At 65.4% G+C, this 21110-nt stretch carries 19 protein-coding genes; 5 read left to right on the top strand and 14 right to left on the bottom strand.

Annotated features, from left to right (window positions below):
- Positions 1–11 precede the first annotated feature (11 nt).
- The 5 genes from RPC_RS05495 to motA form a co-directional block, all read right to left on the bottom strand.
- Positions 12–1046, bottom strand: a complete 1035-nt coding sequence (locus RPC_RS05495) for a flagellar motor switch protein FliG (protein ID WP_011471561.1) — start codon at positions 1044–1046, stop codon at positions 12–14.
- Positions 1047–1058: 12 nt separating this feature from the next.
- Positions 1059–1454, bottom strand: coding sequence for a flagellar motor switch protein FliN (fliN, locus tag RPC_RS05490; protein WP_011471560.1), 396 nt, complete (start codon positions 1452–1454; stop codon positions 1059–1061).
- Between the two features lie 103 nt (positions 1455–1557).
- A complete protein-coding gene (locus RPC_RS05485; protein WP_011471559.1) occupies positions 1558–1845 on the bottom strand; it encodes a hypothetical protein in 288 nt (95 codons plus the stop codon).
- A complete protein-coding gene (locus tag RPC_RS05480) occupies positions 1826–2761 on the bottom strand; it encodes a flagellar motor switch protein FliM (protein WP_011471558.1) in 936 nt (311 codons plus the stop codon). The genes RPC_RS05485 and RPC_RS05480 overlap by 20 nt, the downstream gene beginning before the upstream one ends.
- Positions 2761–3666 carry a flagellar motor stator protein MotA gene (motA, locus tag RPC_RS05475; RefSeq protein WP_041801435.1) on the bottom strand — a complete coding sequence of 302 codons (906 nt, stop codon included), beginning with the start codon at positions 3664–3666 and terminating at the stop codon, positions 2761–2763. Before motA ends, RPC_RS05480 begins: the two co-directional genes overlap by 1 nt.
- 274 nt (positions 3667–3940) lie before the next feature.
- Here motA and flgF point away from each other — a divergent pair, with 274 nt between their 5' ends.
- Together flgF and fliI are read left to right on the top strand one after the other, a co-directional pair.
- Positions 3941–4672 carry a flagellar basal-body rod protein FlgF gene (gene flgF / locus RPC_RS05470; protein ID WP_011471556.1) on the top strand — a complete coding sequence of 244 codons (732 nt, stop codon included), beginning with the start codon at positions 3941–3943 and terminating at the stop codon, positions 4670–4672.
- 27 nt (positions 4673–4699) lie between these two features.
- The gene (gene fliI, locus RPC_RS05465; RefSeq protein ID WP_011471555.1) at positions 4700–6031 is read left to right on the top strand and encodes a flagellar protein export ATPase FliI; all 1332 of its coding nucleotides are present in this window, start codon (positions 4700–4702) and stop codon (positions 6029–6031) included.
- Between the two features lie 175 nt (positions 6032–6206).
- On the opposite strand, the gene RPC_RS05460 is transcribed toward fliI, so the two are convergent.
- Positions 6207–8024, bottom strand: a complete 1818-nt coding sequence (locus RPC_RS05460; RefSeq protein WP_011471554.1) for a carbon starvation CstA family protein — start codon at positions 8022–8024, stop codon at positions 6207–6209.
- 200 nt (positions 8025–8224) lie between these two features.
- Between RPC_RS05460 and RPC_RS05455 the strand changes: the two genes are divergently transcribed.
- Entirely contained in the window at positions 8225–9952 is a 1728-nt protein-coding gene (locus RPC_RS05455) for a LytS/YhcK type 5TM receptor domain-containing protein (protein ID WP_011471553.1), read from the top strand.
- Positions 9949–10668, top strand: coding sequence for a two-component system response regulator BtsR (gene btsR, locus RPC_RS05450; protein WP_011471552.1), 720 nt, complete (start codon positions 9949–9951; stop codon positions 10666–10668). The genes RPC_RS05455 and btsR overlap by 4 nt, the downstream gene beginning before the upstream one ends.
- An 87-nt stretch (positions 10669–10755) precedes the next feature.
- Here the strand turns inward: btsR and RPC_RS05445 are convergent, their stop codons facing one another.
- The 5 genes from RPC_RS05445 to RPC_RS05425 form a co-directional block, all read right to left on the bottom strand.
- Positions 10756–11271: a hypothetical protein gene (locus RPC_RS05445; protein WP_011471551.1), complete on the bottom strand. Its 516-nt coding sequence runs from the start codon at positions 11269–11271 to the stop codon at positions 10756–10758.
- Positions 11272–11420: 149 nt separating this feature from the next.
- A complete protein-coding gene (gene pflA / locus RPC_RS05440) occupies positions 11421–12224 on the bottom strand; it encodes a pyruvate formate-lyase-activating protein (protein WP_011471550.1) in 804 nt (267 codons plus the stop codon).
- On the bottom strand, positions 12214–14493 hold the full coding sequence (gene pflB, locus RPC_RS05435) for a formate C-acetyltransferase (RefSeq protein WP_011471549.1): 2280 nt from the start codon (positions 14491–14493) through the stop codon (positions 12214–12216). Before pflB ends, pflA begins: the two co-directional genes overlap by 11 nt.
- An 89-nt stretch (positions 14494–14582) precedes the next feature.
- Entirely contained in the window at positions 14583–16724 is a 2142-nt protein-coding gene (gene pta / locus RPC_RS05430; RefSeq protein WP_041801433.1) for a phosphate acetyltransferase, read from the bottom strand.
- Positions 16725–16776: 52 nt separating this feature from the next.
- Positions 16777–18021 carry an acetate/propionate family kinase gene (locus RPC_RS05425; protein WP_011471547.1) on the bottom strand — a complete coding sequence of 415 codons (1245 nt, stop codon included), beginning with the start codon at positions 18019–18021 and terminating at the stop codon, positions 16777–16779.
- Here RPC_RS05425 and RPC_RS26430 point away from each other — a divergent pair.
- Positions 18020–18373, top strand: coding sequence for a hypothetical protein (locus RPC_RS26430; RefSeq protein WP_167532054.1), 354 nt, complete (start codon positions 18020–18022; stop codon positions 18371–18373). The genes RPC_RS05425 and RPC_RS26430 overlap by 2 nt on opposite strands.
- On the opposite strand, the gene RPC_RS05420 is transcribed toward RPC_RS26430, so the two are convergent.
- The 3 genes from RPC_RS05420 to RPC_RS05410 are packed head-to-tail and all read right to left on the bottom strand — an operon-like array spanning position 18334 to position 21102.
- A complete protein-coding gene (locus RPC_RS05420) occupies positions 18334–19014 on the bottom strand; it encodes a 3-oxoacid CoA-transferase subunit B (protein WP_011471546.1) in 681 nt (226 codons plus the stop codon). The two genes, RPC_RS26430 and RPC_RS05420, sit on opposite strands and share 40 nt — an antisense overlap.
- Position 19015: 1 nt before the next feature.
- A complete protein-coding gene (locus RPC_RS05415) occupies positions 19016–19678 on the bottom strand; it encodes a 3-oxoacid CoA-transferase subunit A (RefSeq protein ID WP_208855651.1) in 663 nt (220 codons plus the stop codon).
- Positions 19678–21102: an MFS transporter gene (locus tag RPC_RS05410; RefSeq protein WP_011471544.1), complete on the bottom strand. Its 1425-nt coding sequence runs from the start codon at positions 21100–21102 to the stop codon at positions 19678–19680. The genes RPC_RS05415 and RPC_RS05410 overlap by 1 nt, the downstream gene beginning before the upstream one ends.
- Positions 21103–21110 lie beyond the last annotated feature (8 nt).

Below are 21110 nucleotides of genomic sequence, written 5' to 3'. Positions count from 1 at the left end.
ATCGCAGGTCGTTAGGTGAAAACCGGCTGATCGGCCTCATCCGCGTTGAGTTCGATCTCGCCTCGGCCGGCCATCTCAAGCGCAAGGTCGGTGATGGTCCGACGCGCATCGAGGATTTCGCGTTGATGCGCCGGCACGCCGGTGGCCAGTTCGTGCTCGACCAGGCGGCGGGTCCGCGACGCCAGCGACGACAGAATGAGTTCGCGGAACGCCGCGTCGGTGCCCTTCAGCGCCGTCACCACCCGGTCGGTCGGCACCTGATCGAAGATCAGCATCCGCGCCTTGCCGGTCAGATTGACGATGTCGTCGAAGGTGAACAGCATCCCCTTGAGGATTTCCGCCGACTTCGGTCGGGATTCGGCGAGGCTCTGCAACGACTCTTCCATCTGCGTGCGTTCCATCTTGTTGATGATGTCGGCCATCCGCGGGTAAGTGTCGGACGCCAGGTTGCGCGCGAAATTGATCATGAAATCTTCATGCATGGTCTTTTCGATGATGGCCATCGCTTCTTCGACCACCGGCTTGAGACTTAGCATGCGGCGCATCAGGTCGTGGCGCATATCCGAAGGCAGGTGGCTCATCACCCGCGCGGCGCAGGCCGGCTTGACCCGCGACAGCACCAAGGCAGCGGTCTGCGGATGCTCCTTGAGCAGATAGTTGGCGAGCAGGCTTTCCGAGACGAACGAAATCCGCTCCCACACCGATTTCGTCTTGTTGCCCAGCACCTCCGATATGATGTCGGAGACCTCGTCCGGCGGCAGAACGCCGTTCAGCAATTTCTCGAGCTCGCCCACCGTGCCGAAAATGTTCGGTCCCGTCGAAAAGTGCTGGGCGAATTCCTCGATGATGGTTTCGAGCTCGGGCGTCGAGATCGGCTTCAGGTCCGCGGCGGCGCGGGTGACGATCTTGATCTCTTCGGGGTCGAACTCCTTCAGGATGCCGCCGGAAAGCTCGCGGCCCATCGCCAACAGCAGCACCGCGACCTTCTCGGTGCCGCGCAGCGGCTTCAGATCCGGACTGCCCTTGGCGGGCGCATTGAATGCCATTCCCAACGCTCGCTATGCTTCTGCGCCGGTGGTTCCCCCGACGATCTCCGTCAGCGACACGCCGAATCGCGAATTCTCGTCCTCCACGACCACCACCGCGCCCCGCGCAACGATGCGGCCGTTGACCACCACTTCGACCGGCTCGCCGACCCGATGATCCAGCGGGATCACCGCGCCGCGGCCAAGCTTCATCAAATCCGCGACCGGCATCGTCGCGGATCCGAGCAGCACTTGGACGGTCACCGGAATCCGCAGGATCGGCTCGAGATTGGTGAGCCGGTTGGTTTCCTCAACGGCGCGCGCCGCCAAATCAGCGAGCTTGCCGAACGACGCCGGGTCGGATTTGGGCGGCTCCGCCTCATTCGCAGCCGCTACGTTATTGAGGTTGGATTCAAACGGCTGGTTCATGTCACTTGCTCTCTCAGTAGCTCTGTTGTCGGCAGCTTACACACTGGTGATCGATGGTTCCGCGAAGCCGGGAGCTTTCGCCCGAACGTCAAGGGCGCCTCGCTCAGGCCGACCCGCGGGATGCGTCGCCGTGCACTTCGATATCCACGATCGCTTTGCGGGCCTGTTCGATCTTGTCCCCCAGCACGTTGACCAGCTGCCGTCCGTCGGCGCTGAACTCACGGACCATCAGCACCATGTCGTCGACGGCTTCGGTGGTCTTGCCGAGCACGGTGGCGAAGTCGCCCTGGTCGTTGCGCAGTCGCACCAGCTCGCGGTGCATCTTCGTCACCCGGATGCTGGTGAACAGCAACGCGGCCAGCAGCACAAGATCAACGAGATAGGATGCCATCGATGAATTCCCGCTTTTGATCCGCAGATTCCTTGACCTGCAGCGAATAGACACCGTTCAGCTGCCCAAGCTGGCACCAGAACAGCCGCTGATTGTTGCACTCAAGCCGCACCATCGTATTCGGCGTGGCATTGAGCTTGATCACCTGGCCGACGTGAAAGCCGGCGACCTCTCCGAGGGTGAACGGCCGTTCTTCGAGCACCGCTTTCAGCACCACCTCGGTGCGCTTGATCTCGCTGTGCAACTGCCGGCTCCAGTTCGGGTCGGTCGACGCCGACTCGCCGGTCACGATCTGCGACAGCGCCTGGCGGATCGGATTGAGCGCGGCGTGCGGAATCACGATGAACATCTCGCCGCCGCGGTCCAGCCCCTGCAGCAGGATGTTGGCGCACACCGCCATGTTGTTGAGCCGGCCGACCGCCAGATAGTCCATCCGGGTCTCGACGCGCTCCAGGGTGAAGTTGACGTCGGAGGCCCGCGAGAACGACGACTGCAGCGCCTTGCCGAAGCGCTCGAACAGCGCCTGCGCGACGTGCATCTCCACATTAGAGAACACCCGCGGCATGTCCAGCGGCGGCTCGGCGCCGTCGGCGCCGAACAGCAACTCGATCATGGTGTAGATGAAATCGCGATCGAAGCCGATCAGCACCCGGGCATCCCACGCCTGGGCATAGAACACCGCGGCGATGGCCTCTCCCTCGTAGCGATCGACGATGTCGGAAAGCCGGTCGCTGCCGACGCCGCTCAGCGAGAAATACGACTGCGAGGGCGACATCGACCGCAGCGCTTCCGCGCAAAGATTGGTCATCTGGTCGAAGATCACATGCAGCATCGGCATGCGCTCGACCGAAATCCCGGCGGCTCCGAGCAGCTGATCGGAAGCCTGCTCCGACTGCCCCGATTTGATCTCCACCACTACGCCCCCGCTCCCGCTCTCGCGGCTTGGTCCGGGGTTGCAGCCTTCGCCGCCCCGCCGGAGATCGTCTCGTTTTCCACCACGTCGATCGACGGCCGTTCGCCGGGCCCGATCATCTTGCGGCCATGTTCGATGGCGATCTGCGGCAGCGCGCCGTTCATGAATGCCAGCAGCGTCTGTTTGACGATGATGTACATCCGGCATTGCCGCTCGCGCACCGATTTGACCTTGGCGGCCAACGGCGCCACCAGGCCGTAGGACAGAAAGATGCCGGCGAAGGTTCCGACCAACGCCGAGCCGATGAAGCCGCCGAGCAACTTCGGCGACTGATCGAGCGCGCCCATCGCCTTGATCACGCCGAGCACCGCCGCCACGATCCCGAGCGCCGGCAGTCCCTCGGCGACCATCATCATCGAACTGTACGGCTTCAATTTGCTGCGGACGATGGTTTCGATCTCTTCGTCCATCAGCGCTTCGATCTCGTGAGGCCGGGCGCTGCCCATGATGATCAGCCGGAAATAGTCGCAGATGAAGCTCACCATCGCCTCGTTGGCCAACACGGTCGGAAAATTGCCGAAGATCTCCGACGAAGCGGGATCGTCGATGTGCCCTTCGACTTCGTTGCGGCCCTTGTTGCGCACCTCGCGCATCAGCGAATGCAACAGCCCGAGCAGATCGAGATAATGGCGCTGCTGCGGCACCGCCATGGTCAGCGCCTGCACCACGGCGACGCCGGTGTCGACCACCACCTTCCAGGGATTGGCTACGATATAGGTCCCGAGCGCCATGCCGCCGATGATGACGAACTCCCAGGGTTGCCAGATGACGCCGATGTGCCCGCCCATCGCGGCGAACCCACCAAGTAGGCTGGCGATGGTGATGAGAGAACCAAAGAGAATGCTCAAGCGCACGGCTCCGAATCAATGGACATCATCTGATTAGGCAGCGAATCTTGCACGAGGCTGACATCGGCCGCGCCGCCAGTTCCGCACAAGCTTGACCACCGACTCTCACGGTCGATTTCGTCCGGTGGATCTCGCCGCAAGGAACAGCTCTATGGTGTCAACCATCGCCAGCTATCAGCTGATCGCGAACAACATGGCGCGACCGCTGCAGCGGACCGCGATCAGCGTCGACACGCTGGCAAGCCCGCAAAACCTGAAACTCGGAAGATAGAAAATGCAATCAGCGCTCTACGTCAGTCTGTCGGCCCAGGTCTCGCTGGAAAAGCGCCTGGAGACCATCGCCAACAATATGGCGAACATGAAGACCACCGCGTTCCGCGCCGACGCGGTGAAGTTCGAAACCGCGCTGTCGCGCGCCGCGTCGCAACCGGTCGCGTTCGCGACCCCGGGCGACAATTTCATCTCGCGCGCCGCCGGCAGCGTGACGCAGACCGGAAACAATCTCGACGTCGCGGTGGTCGGCAACAGCTGGATGGGATTCACCGGCCCGTCGGGGCCGGTCTATACGCGCGACGGCCGGATGCAAATCAGCAGCACCGGCGAGTTGCAGACCATCACCGGCTATCCGGTGCTCGACGCCGGCGGCACCCCGATCATCGTCGATCCCGACGCCGGTCCGTTGACGATCTCGCGCAATGGCACCATTTCGCAGGGCACCAACGAGGTCGGCATGCTCGGCTTGTTCGAGATTGCCGCCGACGCCAAACTGGCACGGTTCGCCAATTCCGGGGTGGTGCCGGATCGCGGCGCGACCGCGGTGGTGGATTTCATCAACACCGGCTTCCAGCAGGGTTACGTCGAAGGCTCCAACGTCGATCCGTTGTCGGAAATGACGCAGCTGATGACCGCGACCCGCGCCTTCCAGAGTGTCAGCTCGCTGATCGAGAGCTCGGAGGGCACGATGCAGAACGCCATTCGCACGCTCGGCGAGCCGTCGAAGAGCTAGCGATAGGCCGCAACAGGTGAGACTGAGATGAACGCGCTTGAACGACTCGAATCCACGCTGGTGGCGCTGCGCCAGGACGTGCCGACGGTGCGGCTTGGCGGCGTCGTCTCCGAAGTCACCCCGACCTACTATCGGGTGGCGGGCTTGTCACGCTACGTCCGGCTCGGCGAACTGATCGGACTCGACGTCGACAACCAGATCCAGCTCGGCGAAGTGGTTCGCATCGACGGCACGGGGGTCACCGCCAAGCCGTTCGATTCGCACGTCGCGGCGGGTCTCGGACTGGTGGCTTATCGCTTGCCGCCGAAAACCCTGTCGCCGCACCCGAGCTGGAAAGGCCGGGTGGTCAACGCGCTCGGCGAACCGCTCGATGACGCAGGGGTGCTGCAGGCCGGCGAGCGGGTGATGTCGACCGACGCCAATCCGCCGCCGGCGATGAGCCGCACGCGGGTGCAGGCGCCGCTGCACACCGGGGTGCGCGTCGTCGACCTGTTCACGCCGCTCTGCATCGGGCAGCGGATCGGCATCTTTGCAGGGTCCGGCGTCGGCAAGACCACGCTGCTGTCGATGCTGGCGCAGAGCTCGGGATTCGACACCGTGGTCACCGCGCTGGTCGGCGAGCGCGGCCGCGAGGTGCGCGAATTTTTGGAAGAGGCGCTGGTCCACCATCGCTCCCGGGCGATCACCGTGGTCTCCACCAGCGACGAGAGCCCGATGATGCGGCGGCTCGCCGCCAAGACCGCGACGACGATTGCCGAGTACTTCCGCGACCGCGGCGAGTCGGTGCTGTTGATCGTCGATTCGGTCACCCGGTTTGCTCATGCCGCGCGCGAGGTCGCGCTGGCGACCGGGGAGCCTGCGATCGCGCGCGGTTATGCCCCGAGCGTGTTCAGCGAACTGCCCCGGCTGCTCGAGCGCTCCGGTCCCGGGCTCGACGGCCAAGGCTCGATCACCGGGATCTTCGCCGTGCTGGTCGACGGCGACGATCACAACGAGCCGGTGGCGGACACCGTGCGCAGCACCCTCGACGGCCACATCGTGCTTGATCGCGAGGTGGCGGATCAGGGGCGCTATCCCGCCATCAACGTGCTGGCGTCGGTGTCGCGGCTGGCGCAACACGTCTGGTCGCCGGAGGAGCGCAATCTGGTCCGCAAGCTGCGCGCGATGATTGCGCGTTTCGAGGATACCCGCGATCTTCGGCTGATGGGCGGCTATCAGCCCGGCCGCGACAACGAGCTCGATCAGGCGGTGCAGTTGGTGCCGAAGATTTACGAGGTGATGCAGCAGGCGCCGTCGGATCCGGCGTGCGGCGAACCGTTCCAGGAACTGCTGGCGGTGATCAAGACCGCGATCGCCTGACCGCGGCACTCGCGCGGGGGAGAAAGTCCTTTGCCGCCTGGAGGAATGCCGTCGCGGCAAGCGCCGCCGCGCCTCTCCAGAAACAGCTCGGGCCCCGGTCGCGTCCGCGACCGGGGCCCAGCTTCGTTGTCGTCGCATCCGCCGGCCCTGGCCGGCGGAGTAAGTGCCGATCGCCTCAGCTGGCGGTGGCGGTCGCCAGCAGCGAGCCGGCATCGGTGTTGCTGGGTGCCCTCCGCAGCAGCTTCTTCCAGCGCCATAGCGACGCCACCATGATCACCACGCCGAGCGTCAGCATGATGATGGAAATTCCCGCATTGAACAGGTTGTAGCCCTTCGCAGCCGGGTTCAGGTAGACGTTGCTGATCATCCAATAGCCCGCATAGTTCACCGTCACGTAGAGATAGGCGAGCGGCACCAGGCAGGTCAGCATGTAGATCCGCTTCTGGGCGAGGCGCAGGATGATGGTGGCGCCGACCATCAGGCCGATCGAGGCCATCAGCTGGTTCGACACACCGAACAACGTCCACACCGAGTTGATGTCGCCGGAGTTCAACAGGTAGCCCCACAGCAGGCAGGCGAGCAGGCTGGCACCGAGCGCGCCCGGCATCCAGTCGAGCCGCTTGAACGGCTTGTACACTTCGCCGGCGAGATCCTGGATCAGGTAGCGGGCGACGCGGGTGCCGGAGTCGACGGCGGTCAGGATGAACACCGCTTCGAACATCACCACGAACTGGAAGAAGTACGAGGCGAGGTGCGTGAACCACGGCAGCTTGGTGAAGATCTCCGTCATGCCGACGGCGAGCGTCACGGCGCCGCCGGTGCGGCCGTAGAGATCCATGCCGATCTCCTGGCTGAGCCGCGGCAGGTCAACAACCGTCATGCCGAGCGCCTGGAACACCGCCGGCGAGGCGTTGATGGCGAAGTAGTCCGCCGGGTGCAGCACGGTGGCGGCAATCAGCGCCATCACGCCGACCACGCATTCCGCCAGCATCGCGCCGAATGCCACCGGCAGGATGTCGCTCCACTTGTCGACCAGCTTCGGCGTGGTGCCGGAGCCGATGAAGGCATGGAAACCGGAGATCGCGCCGCAGGCGATGGTGATGGAGATGAAGGGCCACACCGGGCCGCCGATCACCGGGCCACCGCCATGGATGAAGTCGGTCAACGCCGGGAACTGCACCACCGGGTTGATGAACACCACGCCGACGATCAGCGCACCGAACACCCCGATCTTCATGAAGCTCGACAGATAACCGCGCGGCGTCAGCAGCAACCACACCGGCAGAGCGGTGGCGAAGAACGCATAGGCCGGGATGGCGAGCGATACCGTCCGCTCATGCACGGTCAGCCAGTCGCCCAGCATGGTGCCCTGCAGATAGGGCCCGATGAACACGGCAGCGATGATCGCGAACACCCCGAAATAGGTGGCGCCTTTGGAACGTCCGGTGAGCTTCTCGTAAGTTCCCACCGCCATCGCAATCGGAATGGTCATCAGCACCGCGAAGGTGCCCCAGGCGTTGCGTTCCAGCGCATGCACCACGACCATGGACAATCCGGCCATCGTGATGGTGATGATGAACAGCATCGCGATCCCGGTGCACCAACCGGCGACCGGACCGAGCTCGGCTTTGGCCACTTCGGAGAGCGACTGCCCGCGATACTTCATCGAGGCGAACAGCACCACGGTGTCGTGCACCGCGCCGCCGATACACGCACCGATCAGCAGCCACAGGAAGCCCGGCAGATAGCCGAACTGGGCGGCAAGCACCGGCCCCACCAGCGGGCCAGCCGCCGCGATCGCGGCGAAATGCTGACCGGCATTCACCCATTTCCGGGTCGGGACGAAATTGCGTCCGTCCTTCATGGAATGGGCGGGGGTGACTTGTCCGTCGTCCGCCTGCAACACCTTGCGAACGAAGAAGATGCCGTAGAAGCGATAGCAGATCGTCAGAACGCAGATCGTTCCTATGACGAATGGTAGGGCGTGGATCATGGCTGCTCTCCTTTTGAAGATGCGGCACCCTAGTCCACGCAATTGCGCCCGGAACGGCGGTTCGGAAGAACGGCTGCATGCTTCGCCGAGCGGCGGCCCGTCGGCGCTGAGCGGCGACGGCGACGGCGGACGCGGTGCCTTACGGAGTGGCAGAACCGGTCGGACCGAACTATCGTGCGGCAACGCTCAGGAACCCCGCCATGCTGCCTTTCGTGTTGATCGAACGCCTATCCATGACGCTGGATCGCCTGACCATGACGTTGCAGCTGCTGCAACAGACCTGCGTCTATCTCGTCATCGCCTACCTGCTCAGCCGCACGCCGCTGTTCATTCCGCTGATGAACGTCACTGTTCGCCCTTCGCACAAAGCCGCGGCGTATGTCGTCTTCTCGATGTTCTGCATTTTGGGCACCTATTTCGGCCTGCAGTTCGACGATTCCATCGCCAACACGCGGGCGATCGGCGCCGTTCTCGGCGGCCTGTTCGGCGGGCCGTCGGTCGGGCTGGCGGTCGGGCTGACCGGCGGCCTGCACCGCTACACGCTGGGCGGCCCCACCGACGTCGCCTGCGCGATTTCCACCATTTCCGAAGGGCTGATCGGCGGCCTGGTGCACCGCCACTATGTCGGACGCCAGCAATTCGACCGGCTGTTCGACCCCTGGCGGGTGGCGCTGGTGACCTTTGTTGCCGAAGTGATGCAGATGGCGATCATCCTGCTGATCACCCGGCCGTTCGAGGTCGCCTGGTCGGTGGTGGACCATGTCGCGCTGCCGATGTGGATCGCCAACACCCTCGGCGCCGGGTTTTTCATGCGCATCCTGCAGGAACGACGGATGCTGCTTGAACGGCAGTCCAGCGTGTTCTCGGCCAAGGCTTTGAAGATCGCGGCGCGCGCCGAGGGCATTCTGCGCAACGGCTTCAATGAGGACACCACCAAGCTGATTTCCCGCATCATCTACGAGGAAACCGGGGTCGGTGCGGTGTCGATCACCGATCGCGACAAAATCCTGGCCTTCATCGGGATCGGCGACGACCACCATCTGCCGGGCACGCCGATCGCATCCGAGCAAACCCTGGAAGCCATCGACCACAACCAGGTGGTGTACGCCGACGGCAACGAAACCGATTATCACTGTTCGCTCAGCCCGACCTGCCCGCTCGGCGCGACGCTGGTGATCCCGTTGCTCGGCGAGGACGAACAAGTGATCGGCACCATCAAGCTCTACGAGCCGCGCAACAAGCTGTTCTCCAAGATCAATCGCACGCTCGGCGAGGGGCTGGCGCGGCTGTTCTCCACCCAGATTCTGGCCGGCCGCTACGATGAGAAGAAGCAGCTGTTGGCGCGCTCCGAGATCAAGCTGTTGCACGCGCAGATCAACCCGCACTTCCTGTTCAACACGCTGAACGTGCTGTCGTCGATCATCCGCACGGATCCCGAGCGGGCCCGCGAGCTGGTGCTGCACCTGTCGACTTTCTTTCGCAAGAACCTCAAGCGCCCCACCGAGGAAGCGACGCTGGGCGACGAAATCGATCACGTGAACGCCTATCTGCAGATCGAACTTGCCCGTTTTGCCGACCGCCTCTCGGTGGAATTCGACGTGCCCGAGGCTCTGCGTAGCGTCGCCCTTCCGGCTTTCTCGCTGCAGTTGATCGTGGAGAACGCCATCAAGCACGGCATCGCGCATATGCTCGAAGGGGGCGTGGTGCGGATCGTGGCCAAGGAGGTCGAGGGAGTGTTGCTGTTGTCGGTGGAAGACAATGCCGGATTGTACGGCAACCATGAACACGGCGACGGGTTGGGCATGAACCTGGTGGACCGGCGGATCCGCAACCGCTACGGCGACGGCTACGGCCTCGACGTCAGCTGTGAGCCTGAAATCAGGACGCGCGTCACCATGCGGGTGCCCATGCAATTGGTGGCGGCATGATACGGGCATTGATCGTCGACGACGAGCCGCCGGCTCTCGGCGAACTGCGTGTGCTGCTGAACGAGGCCGGCGACATCGACATCGTCGGCGAGGCCGGCAACGCGGTGGAGGCGATCGCCGCGATCAACCGGCTGCAGCCCGAGGTGGTGTTCCTCGACATCCAGATGCCGCGCATCAGCGGGTTGGAAATGCTCGCCATGCTCGATCCGGCGCATGCCCCGCGCATCGTGTTTCTCACTGCGCATGACGACTACGCGGTGCAGGCCTTCGAAGAGAACGCTTTCGACTACCTGCTGAAGCCGGTCGATCCGCTGCGGCTGGGCAAGACTCTGCAACGGCTGCAGCGCGACCGCGCCCCGCAGGACGTCGGTTCGCTGAAGAGCGCCCATCCGTTGCGACAGATCCCCTGCGCCGGACAGAATAGGATTTCGCTGTTGCGGGTGGAGGACGTCGAATATGTGGCGTCGCGGGCCAGCGGCGTGTTCGTGGTCGGCGAGGACGGCAAGGAGCGCTTCACCGAGCTGTCGCTACGCACCCTGGAGGAACGCACCAGCATGTTCCAATGTCACCGGCAGTATCTGGTGAACCTCGACCGCATCAAGGAGCTGCGTTTCGAGGAAGGTGGGCTCGGACATATCTTGACGCTGGCCGGCCGCTCGGTGCCGGTCAGCCGACGGTTTCTCTCCGTGCTCAAGGAGAAGCTCGGCATCGGTTGACGCGGGCTTGCTGCGGAAGGCAAGCGCTTCGAGTTCGCCTATCGCTTTGGTCGGCACGCAAGCTTCACCCGGCGCGAGCGCGCGCGCTCAACGTCCCCATTTCAGGGTCAGACCGGCATCGCCGGGAAAGCCGCCGGGGAAGTCGAGGATCTGGGCGGTCAGGCCGAACCCCTGCGGTTTCAATTCGCGCTGCCAGCGTTCGAACACGTCGGCGGCCTCGCCGATCAAGGTTTCCGGCCAGCTCGGATCCATCGCATTGATCGCGCGTCCGCGGTCGCTGCACAGCTCCGACGGAAACCGGATCAACAGCAATTCTCGCGCGCCGCGCTGGGCCGCCTGGCGGGCGCGCGCGATCAAGGCGTCCCAACTCGCCTGGTCGAGCGCCTTCTGCTGTAGCGCGGTGACCAGCGCGCGCCGCGCTTCGCCCGCCATCCGCTCCGCCGCCGCGCGCTGCGCGCGTTCGGCCTCCTCGGCGGCGGTGGCCAGAAAGTCGAATTCCGAGGCGCTCGGTCCGACGACGACCTCCTTGCGCGCCACCGCGGGCGGAGCTGCCGTCCGCGGCACAAACGAAACATCAGTGCTGATCACGTCATAAGCCGACATCTTATTTCTCCATGTCACTCTCTCAACCAGGCGGCTTCTCCAGCCGTCAAAATCCGTCGTGGCGGGCGTCGATCAGCAAGGTCGTCACGGCTCTCGTTGCCGGCATCTTCGACGTCGCGATGCGCGGCGGCCCTGCCCGCCCAAAACCCTTACGTCGCCACCAGGCCCTTGCTGCGGAACAGCTCACGGGTGCGTTCGAGCAGCTCGGGGGACGGCGGCGGGGTGTCGGCCAGCCGATACGGCGTGCCGACGTCGGCCCATTTGAACGCGCCCATGTTGTGGAACGGCAGCACGTCGACACGTTCGACATTGCCGAGGTCGCGCGCGAAGCAAGCTAAGCCTTCGATCTCGTCGAATTTGTCGGTGAGGCCGGGCACCAGCACGTAGCGCAGCCAGACCGGCTTCTGCATCGCCGCGAGCCGGCGGGCGAACACCAGCGTCGGCTCCAGCGCGACCCCGGTGAGGTTTTGGTAAGTCGCCTCGCTGAACGCCTTGATGTCGAGCAACACCAGATCGACGTCGGCCAACAGATAGTCATCGGCGTGGGCGCCGAGAAAGCCCGCGGTGTCGAGCGCGGTGTGCAGCCCCATCTCCTTGCAGCCGCGCAGGATGGCGTGGGTGAAGTCCGGCTGCACCAACGGCTCGCCGCCGCTCAGCGTCACGCCGCCATGGGCGTGCATCAGGAACTTGGTGTAGGCGGCGATGTCGCGCAGCACGTCGCGCGAATTGCTCGGCTTGCCGTGATGCATGTGCCAGGAATCGGGATTGTGGCAGTACTGGCAGCGCAGCAGGCAACCCGCCAGGAACAGCACGTAGCGAATCCCGGGACCGTCGACGGCGCCGCCGATCTCGGTGGAATGCACCCAGCCCGAGATGGCCGGACGCACGGCGCGCAAACCCGAAGGTTTGCGCGCCGCGGTGGCGTAACCGGCGTTGGCCTGGTCAGTGTACACTATGGAAGGTCCGAGAGATGACGTCGAGCTGCTGCTCGCGCGTCAGTTTGGTGAAGTTCACCGCGTAGCCGGAGACCCGGATGGTGAGCTGCGGATAGAGCTCGGGATGATCCATCGCGTGCAGCAGCGTCTCGCGGTCGAACACGTTGACGTTGATGTGGTGGCCGCCTTGCGCGAAGTAACCGTCGAGCAGGCCGGTCAGATTGTCGACGCGGTCGGCTTCGCCGGCCCCCAGCGCCGAGGGCACGATGGTGAAGGTGTAGGAGATGCCGTCCTGCGAATGCGCGTAGGGCAGTTTCGCCACCGAAGCCATCGAGGCCACCGCGCCCTTGACGTCGCGGCGATGCATCGGGTTGGCGCCCGGCGCGAACGGCTCACCGGCCTTGCGGCCGTCCGGGGTGTTGCCGGTCTTCTTGCCGTACACCACGTTGGAAGTGATGGTCAAAACCGACATGGTGGCGACCGAGTTGCGATAGGTCTTCTGCTTGCGCAGCCGCTCCATGAACTCCTTGACCAGCCAGATCGCGATCTCGTCGACGCGGTCGTCATTGTTGCCGAACGCCGGATACTCGCCTTCGATCGCGAAGTCGGTGGCAAGCCCGCGGGCGTCGCGGATCACCTTGACCTTGGCGTGCTTGATCGCCGACAGGCTGTCGGCGGCCACCGACAGACCGGCGATGCCGCAGGCCATGGTGCGCAGGATGTCGCGGTCGTGCAGCGCCATCTCGATCCGCTCGTACATGTACTTGTCGTGGCAGTAGTGGATGGCGTTGAGCGCGCCGATATAGGTCTTGGCGAGCCAGTCCATCATCGGGCCGAGCTTGGCTTTCACATCATCATAGTCGAGCACGTCGCCGGTCACCGGCGACAAGGTCGGGCCGATCTGTTCGCCGGACAGTTCGTCGCGGCCGCCGTTGATGGCGTACAGCATGGTCTTGGCGAGGTTGGCGCGGGCGCCGAAGAACTGCATCTGCTTGCCGATCCGCATCGCGGAGACGCAGCAGGCAATGCCGTAATCGTCGCCCCAATAGGCCCGCATCAGATCGTCGTTCTCGTACTGGATCGACGAGGTGCGGATCGAGGTCAGCGCGCAGTAGTCCTTGAAGCCCTGCGGCAGGTAGTCCGACCACAGCACGGTGAGGTTGGGCTCCGGCGCCGGGCCGAGCGTCTCCAGCGTGTGCAGGAAGCGGAAGCTCGACTTGGTCACCAGCGCGCGGCCGTCCAGCCCCATGCCGCCGATCGATTCGGTGACCCAGGTCGGATCGCCGGAGAACAGCGCGTCGTATTCCGGGGTGCGCAGGAAGCGCACGATGCGCAGCTTCATGACGAAGTGATCGACCAGCTCCTGGGCGGTGGCTTCGTCGAGCACGCCTTCGGCGATGTCGCGCTCGACGTAGATGTCGATGAAGTTCGACACCCGGCCGAGCGACATCGCGGCGCCATTGGATTCCTTCACCGCGGCGAGATAGGCGAAATAGGTCCACTGGATCGCCTCGCGGGCGTTCAGCGCCGGCTTGGCGAGGTCGAAGCCGTAGGCCTTCGCCATCACCACCAGTTCCTTCAACGCGCGGATCTGCTCGGCGATCTCCTCGCGCTGCCGCAGCACGGCGTCGTCGAGCGAGTCGAGTTCGAGGCTGGCGGCTTGCGCCTTCTTGTCCTCGATCAGCCGGGCCACGCCGTACAGCGCGACGCGGCGATAGTCGCCGATGATGCGGCCGCGGCCGTAGGCGTCGGGCAGCCCGGTGATGATGCCGGACTTGCGGCACTTCACCGCGTCGGGCGAATAGACGTCGAACACCGCGTCGTTATGGGTCTTGCGGATGCCGGGGAAGATCTTCTCGAAGCTCGGATCGGCTTTGAGGCCGTAGGCTTCGAGCCCGTTCTTCACCATGCGCCAGCCGCCGAACGGCATGATCGCGCGCTTCAACGGCGCGTCGGTCTGCAGGCCGACGATCTGTTCGAGCTCGCGGTCGATGTAGCCCGCGCCATGCGCCACGATCGAGGAGAACGTCTTGCTGTCGACGTCGAGCACGCCGCCGTGGTCGCGCTCGAGCTGCAACAGATCCTTCAGCTTGGCCCACAGCGCCTGAGTGCGCGCGGTCGCCGGCACCAGGAACGACGCATCCCCCACCCACGGCGTGACGTTCTTCTGGATGAAATCACGAACGTCGATCTCGCGGGTCCAGTTGCCGGTTTCGAAATCACGCCACGGATCGCTCGGGATTGCGTCGAACGCTTCGCCGATCGGGTTCTGCACTTGGATGTTCATGATGTGACCTCTCTGGATGAAATGTCGGGAAAGTCTTTGTCTCGTCGTCGCGCACGCCGCGGGCAGCTGTTGAAAGTGCCTGGGCTTGCTCACTCGGCAGCCTGCGCGGCGGCCGGCCGGTTGTCGGCGTCGCGGGCGGCGGCTTGGATCGCGGTGAGCGCGATGGTGTAGACGATGTCGTCGACCAGCGCGCCGCGCGACAGGTCGTTGACCGGCTTGCGCAGGCCCTGCAGCATCGGGCCGACCGAGATGACGTTGGCCGAGCGCTGCACCGCCTTGTAGGTGGTGTTGCCGGTGTTGAGGTCGGGGAAGATGAAGACGTTGGCGCGGCCGTCGAGCGGGCCGCCCGGCGCCTTCTGCCGGCCGACGCTTTCCACCGTGGCGGCGTCGTATTGGATCGGGCCGTCGACGATCAGATCCGGGCGCAGCGCCCGCACCTTGTCGGTGGCGCGGCGCACCTTGTCGACGTCTTCGCCGGCGCCGGACGCGCCGGTCGAATACGAGATCATCGCCACCCGCGGCTCGATGCCGAACGCCGCGGCGGAGTCGGCGGACTGGATCGCGATCTCGGCGAGTTCGTCGGCGGTCGGATCCGGGTTGATCGCGCAATCGCCATAGACCAGCACCTGATCCGGCATCAGCATGAAGAACACGCTGGAGACGATGCTGGAGCCCGGCGCGGTCTTGATCAGCTGCAGCGCCGGACGCACCGTCGAGGCGGTGGTGTGAATGGCGCCGGACACCAGCCCGTCGACGTCGTCTTCCGCCAACATCATGGTGCCGAGCACCACGGCATCTTCCAGCATGATCTCGGCCTGCAGCTTGGTGAGGCCCTTGGCCTTGCGCCGCTCCACCAGCGGCGCGACGTAGCGGCTGCGCTGCTGCTCGGCGTCGACGATCTCGATGTCGTCCGGCAGGTCGATGCCGTGCGCCGCGGCAACCTCGCGGATGCGGTCCGGCGCGCCCAGCAGCACGCAGCGGGCGATGCGCTTCTCGGCGCAGATCGCGGCGGCGCGGATGGTGCGCGGCTCTTCGCCCTCGGGCAGCACGATGCGGCGGCTCGCCGCACGCGCGCGCTCGACCAGGCGATGCCGGAACACCGGCGGCGGCATCAAGCCGTCGACCGGCAGGTTGAGACGATCCGCCAACGGCGCGGTGTCGACCTGCTCGGCGATGAACGAGATCACCCGCTCCATGCGGTCGGCATCGGCGCGGTTGACGTGCGCCGACAGGTTGGCGAGCTTCGAGGCGGTGATGAACGTATCATCCTCGGTGCAGAGCAGCGCCAGCCGATCGAGCGGCGCCGCCGCCAGCACCGCCGCGACCTCGGGCGCCGGCCGTCCGCCGCAGGTGAACACGAAGCCGGCCAGTGGCATGCCGCGTTGCGCGACTAACGCTGTTGCGAGGATGGCGTCGCTGCGATCGGCCGGCGTCACCACCAGGGTTCCGGGCCGCAGATCGCCGAGCAGCTTCTCCGCCGAGCGCGCGGCGACCACCACGGTCTGCACCCGCGAGCTCTCGATGTCGCCGCGGTTGAGGATGCTCAGCCCAAGATCCTCGGCGATGTCGATCAGCCGCGGCGCCCGCAGATGCGCGGCGCTCGGCACCGCGGCGAGAATCCGCACCGGCGTCGCCGAGCCCTTCAGCGTCAGCGCGCCGAGCGCGGACAACGCCGTCGCCGCCGCGGCATCGGCGCAGCGGTTGATCAACAGGCCCGCGATCGGCCGGCGGCCGTCGTCGCCATATTGCTCGGCGGCGGCGGCGGCCTTCGCGGCCAGCGCCGCCGCACTGTGCGCGCCGCCGGCCAACACCGGAATGAGATCGGCGCCGAGCGAGCGGATGATCTCGATGTTGAGCCGCGTGGCGATCTGGAAATCGACGTCGGGGATCAGCCCCTCGACGATCACCACGTCGCAATCGGCGCGCACGGTTTCCACCATCGACACCACTTCTTCCATCAGCCCGCCGAGCTGGCCGGAGCGCACCATCTCGGCGGCGTGGTCGAACGCGATCGGATCCGGCGCGGCGACGCCGCACAGAGTGCGGGCAAAATGCGGCGCGAGATCGAGATCGCCGGCATGCGCCTCGGGCTGCGCGACCGGCTTGACCACGCCGACCCGCACGCCGGTGAGTTGCAGGGCCCTGACCAGACCCAGCATCACGGAGGTGAGCCCCGCGTCGCGGGACACCGGAACGAGATAGAAGGTGCGATGGCGGGGGAGCGTGTTCATGGCAGTCATCCGGTGATCGATCGACGAGCGACAGTGCTGGGCGCCTGAGCGATCAGGCGAAGTGAAGGTCGTGGGACTGCGCGGCAACGCCGGTCGCGGGAAAAATCCCGACCAGGGTCGCGGCGTCGTTGGCGATCAGGCCTTCTTCATCGGTGGGAATGACCACGGCGGTCGGCCGCCGGCTGCGGCTGATCCGGCCGGAACGGCCGCCGAACATCCGCTCATTGGCCTCGCGGTTCAGCGTGAAGCCGAACACCCGCAGGCTCTCGATGGTCTTGGCGCGGATCAGCGCCGAGTTCTCGCCGATGCCGCCGGTGAACACCAAGGCGTCGAAATTATCCAGCGAGGCGGCGAGCCCGCCGATGTGGCGCGCCAGCCGGTGCACGAACACGTCGAGCGCCAGGATGGCGCCGGCGTGGCCGGATTTGGCGGCCTGCTCCAGCGTGCGGCAGTCGCTCGACAGTTCGGAAATGCCGAGCAGCCCGCTTTCTTTATTGAGCATGGCGTCGACCTCGTCGAGGCTCAGCCGCGCGGTGCGGGCGATATGCGCCACCGCGCCGAAGTCGATGTCGCCGCAGCGGGTGCCCATCACCAGGCCCTCGATCGGGGTCATCCCCATGGTGGTGTCGACGCTCTCGCCGTTGCTGACCGCGGTCGCCGAGGCGCCGTTGCCGAGATGCGCGATGACGATGCCATGATCCTGCGGATCGAGCCGCAGCAGCTCGACCGCCTGGCGGGCGACGTAGCGATGCGAGGTGCCGTGGAAGCCGTAACGCCGCACGCCGAAGTCGCGATAGAGGTGCTGCGGGATCGCGTAGGTGAATGCCGCGCACGGCATGGTCTGATGGAACGCGGTGTCGAACACCACCACCTGCGGCACCGACGGCAACCCTTGCGAGCAGGCGCGGATGCCGAGCAGATTGGCCGGGCCGTGCAGCGGCGCCAGCGCCGACACCGCCTCGATGTCGGCGAGAACTTCCGGCGTCACCAAAGCGGACGCGGTGAAGCGCTCGCCGCCGTGCACGACGCGATGCCCGACCACGACGATGCGATCGAGCAGGCTTTGCTCGTCGAGATAACGCAGGATCGCCGCCAGCGCCGCGTCATGGGCGCCGCCGTGCAGCGAATTGCTGGTCTTGGTCTCGCCGGACTTGATCACCAGCCTCGCCTCGGCAAGCCCGAGACATTCCGCCAAACCGCTCGCCAGCGGCGCGCCGCCGAGCGCGGGAATCACCGCGAATTTGAGCGACGAGGATCCGCAATTGATCACCAGGACGAGTTGCGACGTATAGGCCATGGGTTCGATCTCGCTGCTTGCGACTGCGTTGATCGAACCTAGCGCAGGACATTGCGGCCCGAACCGCGGTTCCGGCGAACGGCAGAATGCCTCGCCGAACGGCGGTCTGCTGGCTTTGAGCGGCGGGCTGAACGGCACCAGCGGGGGCGCCGACGAGCGGCCCGACGCGACCACCACCAACCTAGAGTACAGCAGCGCGACGGTTTCCCGCGACTCGTGGCACGATGCCGTCTCTTCGAATCGTCATCCTGCCCGAGCTATTTTGCCCGATCCGTCGATCGCTTTTTCAGCGAGGCTCGTAGGCCTCACACGCTATGCGTGCTCGGTGAGCACGGCCACGTCGTCGGCATAGATCAGCGGCGCGTCGGTGGCCGCCTGCAATTCGTCGCGGGTCAGCCCCTCGGCGATGCCGCGGACGATGAAGCCGCGCGACGGATCGACATCGATGATCGCCATATCGGTGTAGATGTTGGTGACGACGCCAAGCCCGGTCAGCGGGTAACTACACGCCTTCATCAACTTGGGCGCACCGTCCCGCGCCAGATGCTCCATCACCACGATGACGCGGCGGGAGCCCGCCACCAGATCCATCGCGCCGCCGATGCCCGGAATGTCGTCCTTGGCGCCGGTCGACCAGCTGGCGATATCGCCGTTCATCGCCACCTGGAACGCGCCCAAAATGGTGGCGTCGAGATGGCCGCCGCGCATCATCGCGAACGACAGCGACTGATCGACGATCGAGGCACCCAGGATCAGCTGCACGTGCTGCTTGCTGGCGTTGATCAGATCGTCGTCGCCGGGCAGGCCGGGCTGCAGGCCTTCGAGGCCGAGAATGCCGTTCTCGCTGTGCAGCACCACCTCTTTCTTCGGGTCGAGATATTTCGGCACCAGCGTCGGGATGCCGAGGCCGATATTGATGTAGCTGCCGGGGGCGATGTCCTGCGCCGTCAGCTGCGCGACGCGATCGCGGCTCAGTTTCTTGGCTGCGGCCATCTCAAGCATCCTTCCGTACGACGCGACTGACGAAGATTCCGGGGGTGACCACGGATTCCGGCGGGATGGTTCCCAACGGGACGATGTCGTCGACCTGGGCGATCGTGGTCTTGGCGGCCATGCACATCACCGGCCCAAAGCCGCGCGCCGCGAGCCGATAGGTGAGATTGCCCCAGCGATCGGCGTGATAGGCCTTCACCAGCGCGAAGTCGGCCGCCAGCGGCTGCTCCAGCAGATAGCCCTTGCCGTCGACCACGCGCTGCTCCTTGCCGTCGGCGATCGTGGTGCCGTAGCCGGTCGGGGTGAAGAACGGCCCGAGCCCGGCGCCAGCGGCGCGCATCCGCTCCAGCAAGGTGCCCTGCGGCACCAACTCCAGCTCGATGCGGCCGGCGCGGTACAACTCCGTGAACACCACCGAGCCCGACGATTTCGGATAGGAGCAGACGATCTTGCGCACCCGCCCGAGTTCGAGCAGACGCGCCAGACCGACGCGTTCGGTGCCGGCATTGTTGCTGATGATCGTGAGATCACCCGCGCCGTGGGCGATCAACGCGTCGATCAGTTCGCGCGGCAGGCCGGAATCACCGAAGCCGGTGATCATCACCGAGGCGCCATCGCTGATCGGCGCGACGGCGTCGGCCAGGGACGAAGCTATCTTGTTGATCATGTCGCGGCCTCGGTCGAGGGCTTGGCGGGACCCGCCGGTGGGAAATGTCCGACGTGCGATGCGCCGGGGCTGCGTTCGGCCGGTGCGTGGCCGATATAGCGTTCGTGCAACAAGCGGGCCGGCAGGCCGAGCAGCATGATGACGGTGCCGGTGACCATGCCGACGGCAATGATGTAGAAGCCGAGCGCGAAGTCGCCGGTGGCCTGCTGGGTCCAGCCGATGATGTTCGGCGCGGTGAGGCCGCCGCATTGCCCGATGCTGCTGATCAGCGCGATGCTGCCGGCCGACGCCTTCTTCGACAGATAGGCGGTCGGGATCGACCAGAACAGCGCCACCGATCCGAGATAGCCGACCGACAGCACCGCGAGCAGGGCGATCGCCAGTTTCCAATTCTGCGCCACCGAGGGCAACAGCGCAATCGCGGCCGCCGCCAGGAACACGCTGCACGCATAGTGCCAGCGCCGCTCCAGCTTGAGGTCGGAATGCCGGTTGATCAGCACCATGCCGAGCGCGCCGACCGCATAGGGAATCGCGGACAGCAAACCGACCATCAGCGTATCCGACACGCCGGAGTTGCGGATGATGGTCGGCGAGAAGTAATTGATCACCGAGCCGCACCACGCCACGGTGAACCAGGCGATCGCAGCGGCATAAAGCCTTGGATCGCGGACCGCGGTCCAGAAGGTGCCGTGCTTGCTGCTCTCGCGGGAGGCCGCTTCGATGGCCAGATTGCCGATGACGAAGCGCTTCTCCTCAGCGTTCAGCCATTTGGCGTGCTCCGGGCCGTCGTCGAGATAGAAGTAAGCCATGATGCCGACCAGCACCGGCGGAATGCCTTCGATCAGGAACAGCCACTGCCAACCCTTGAGCCCGGCGAAATCCGCCATCTGGCTCATGATCAGTCCGGACACCGGGCCGCCGATCACGCCCGACACCGCGATCGCCAGCACGAACATCGCCATGATCCGGCCGCGCATCGCCGAGGGAAACCACAGCGTCAGATAGAACACCACGCCGGGAAAGAACCCGGCCTCGGCGATGCCGAGCAGCGCGCGCACCACATAGAACTGCGTCGCCGAGGTGACGAACATCGTCGAGATCGAGACCAGGCCCCACAGCACCATGATGCGCATCATGGTGCGGCGCGCCCCGATCCGCTGCATCAGCAGATTGCTCGGGATCTCGAACAGGATGTAGCCGACGAAGAAGATGCCGACGCCGAAGCCGTAGGCCGCGGCGCTGATGCCGAGATCCTGGCGGAACTGCAGGCTGGCGAAACTGATGTTGACGCGGTCGATGTAGTTCAGCACGTAGCAAGCAAACAGAAAGGGAATCAGGCGGAGCGTGATCTTGCGATAGACATGTCCGGCCGCCTCGGATGCCGGCGCATCCGTCGCCCCTGGTTGTTTGATCGTCTCCATGTCCGCTC

This window comes from Rhodopseudomonas palustris BisB18 (genome assembly GCF_000013745.1).
Classification (GTDB): Bacteria; Pseudomonadota; Alphaproteobacteria; order Rhizobiales; family Xanthobacteraceae; genus Rhodopseudomonas_A; species Rhodopseudomonas_A palustris_F.
The sequence above is the reverse complement of the archived record's forward strand: the minus strand, read 5'-3'. Positions and strand labels throughout refer to the sequence as shown.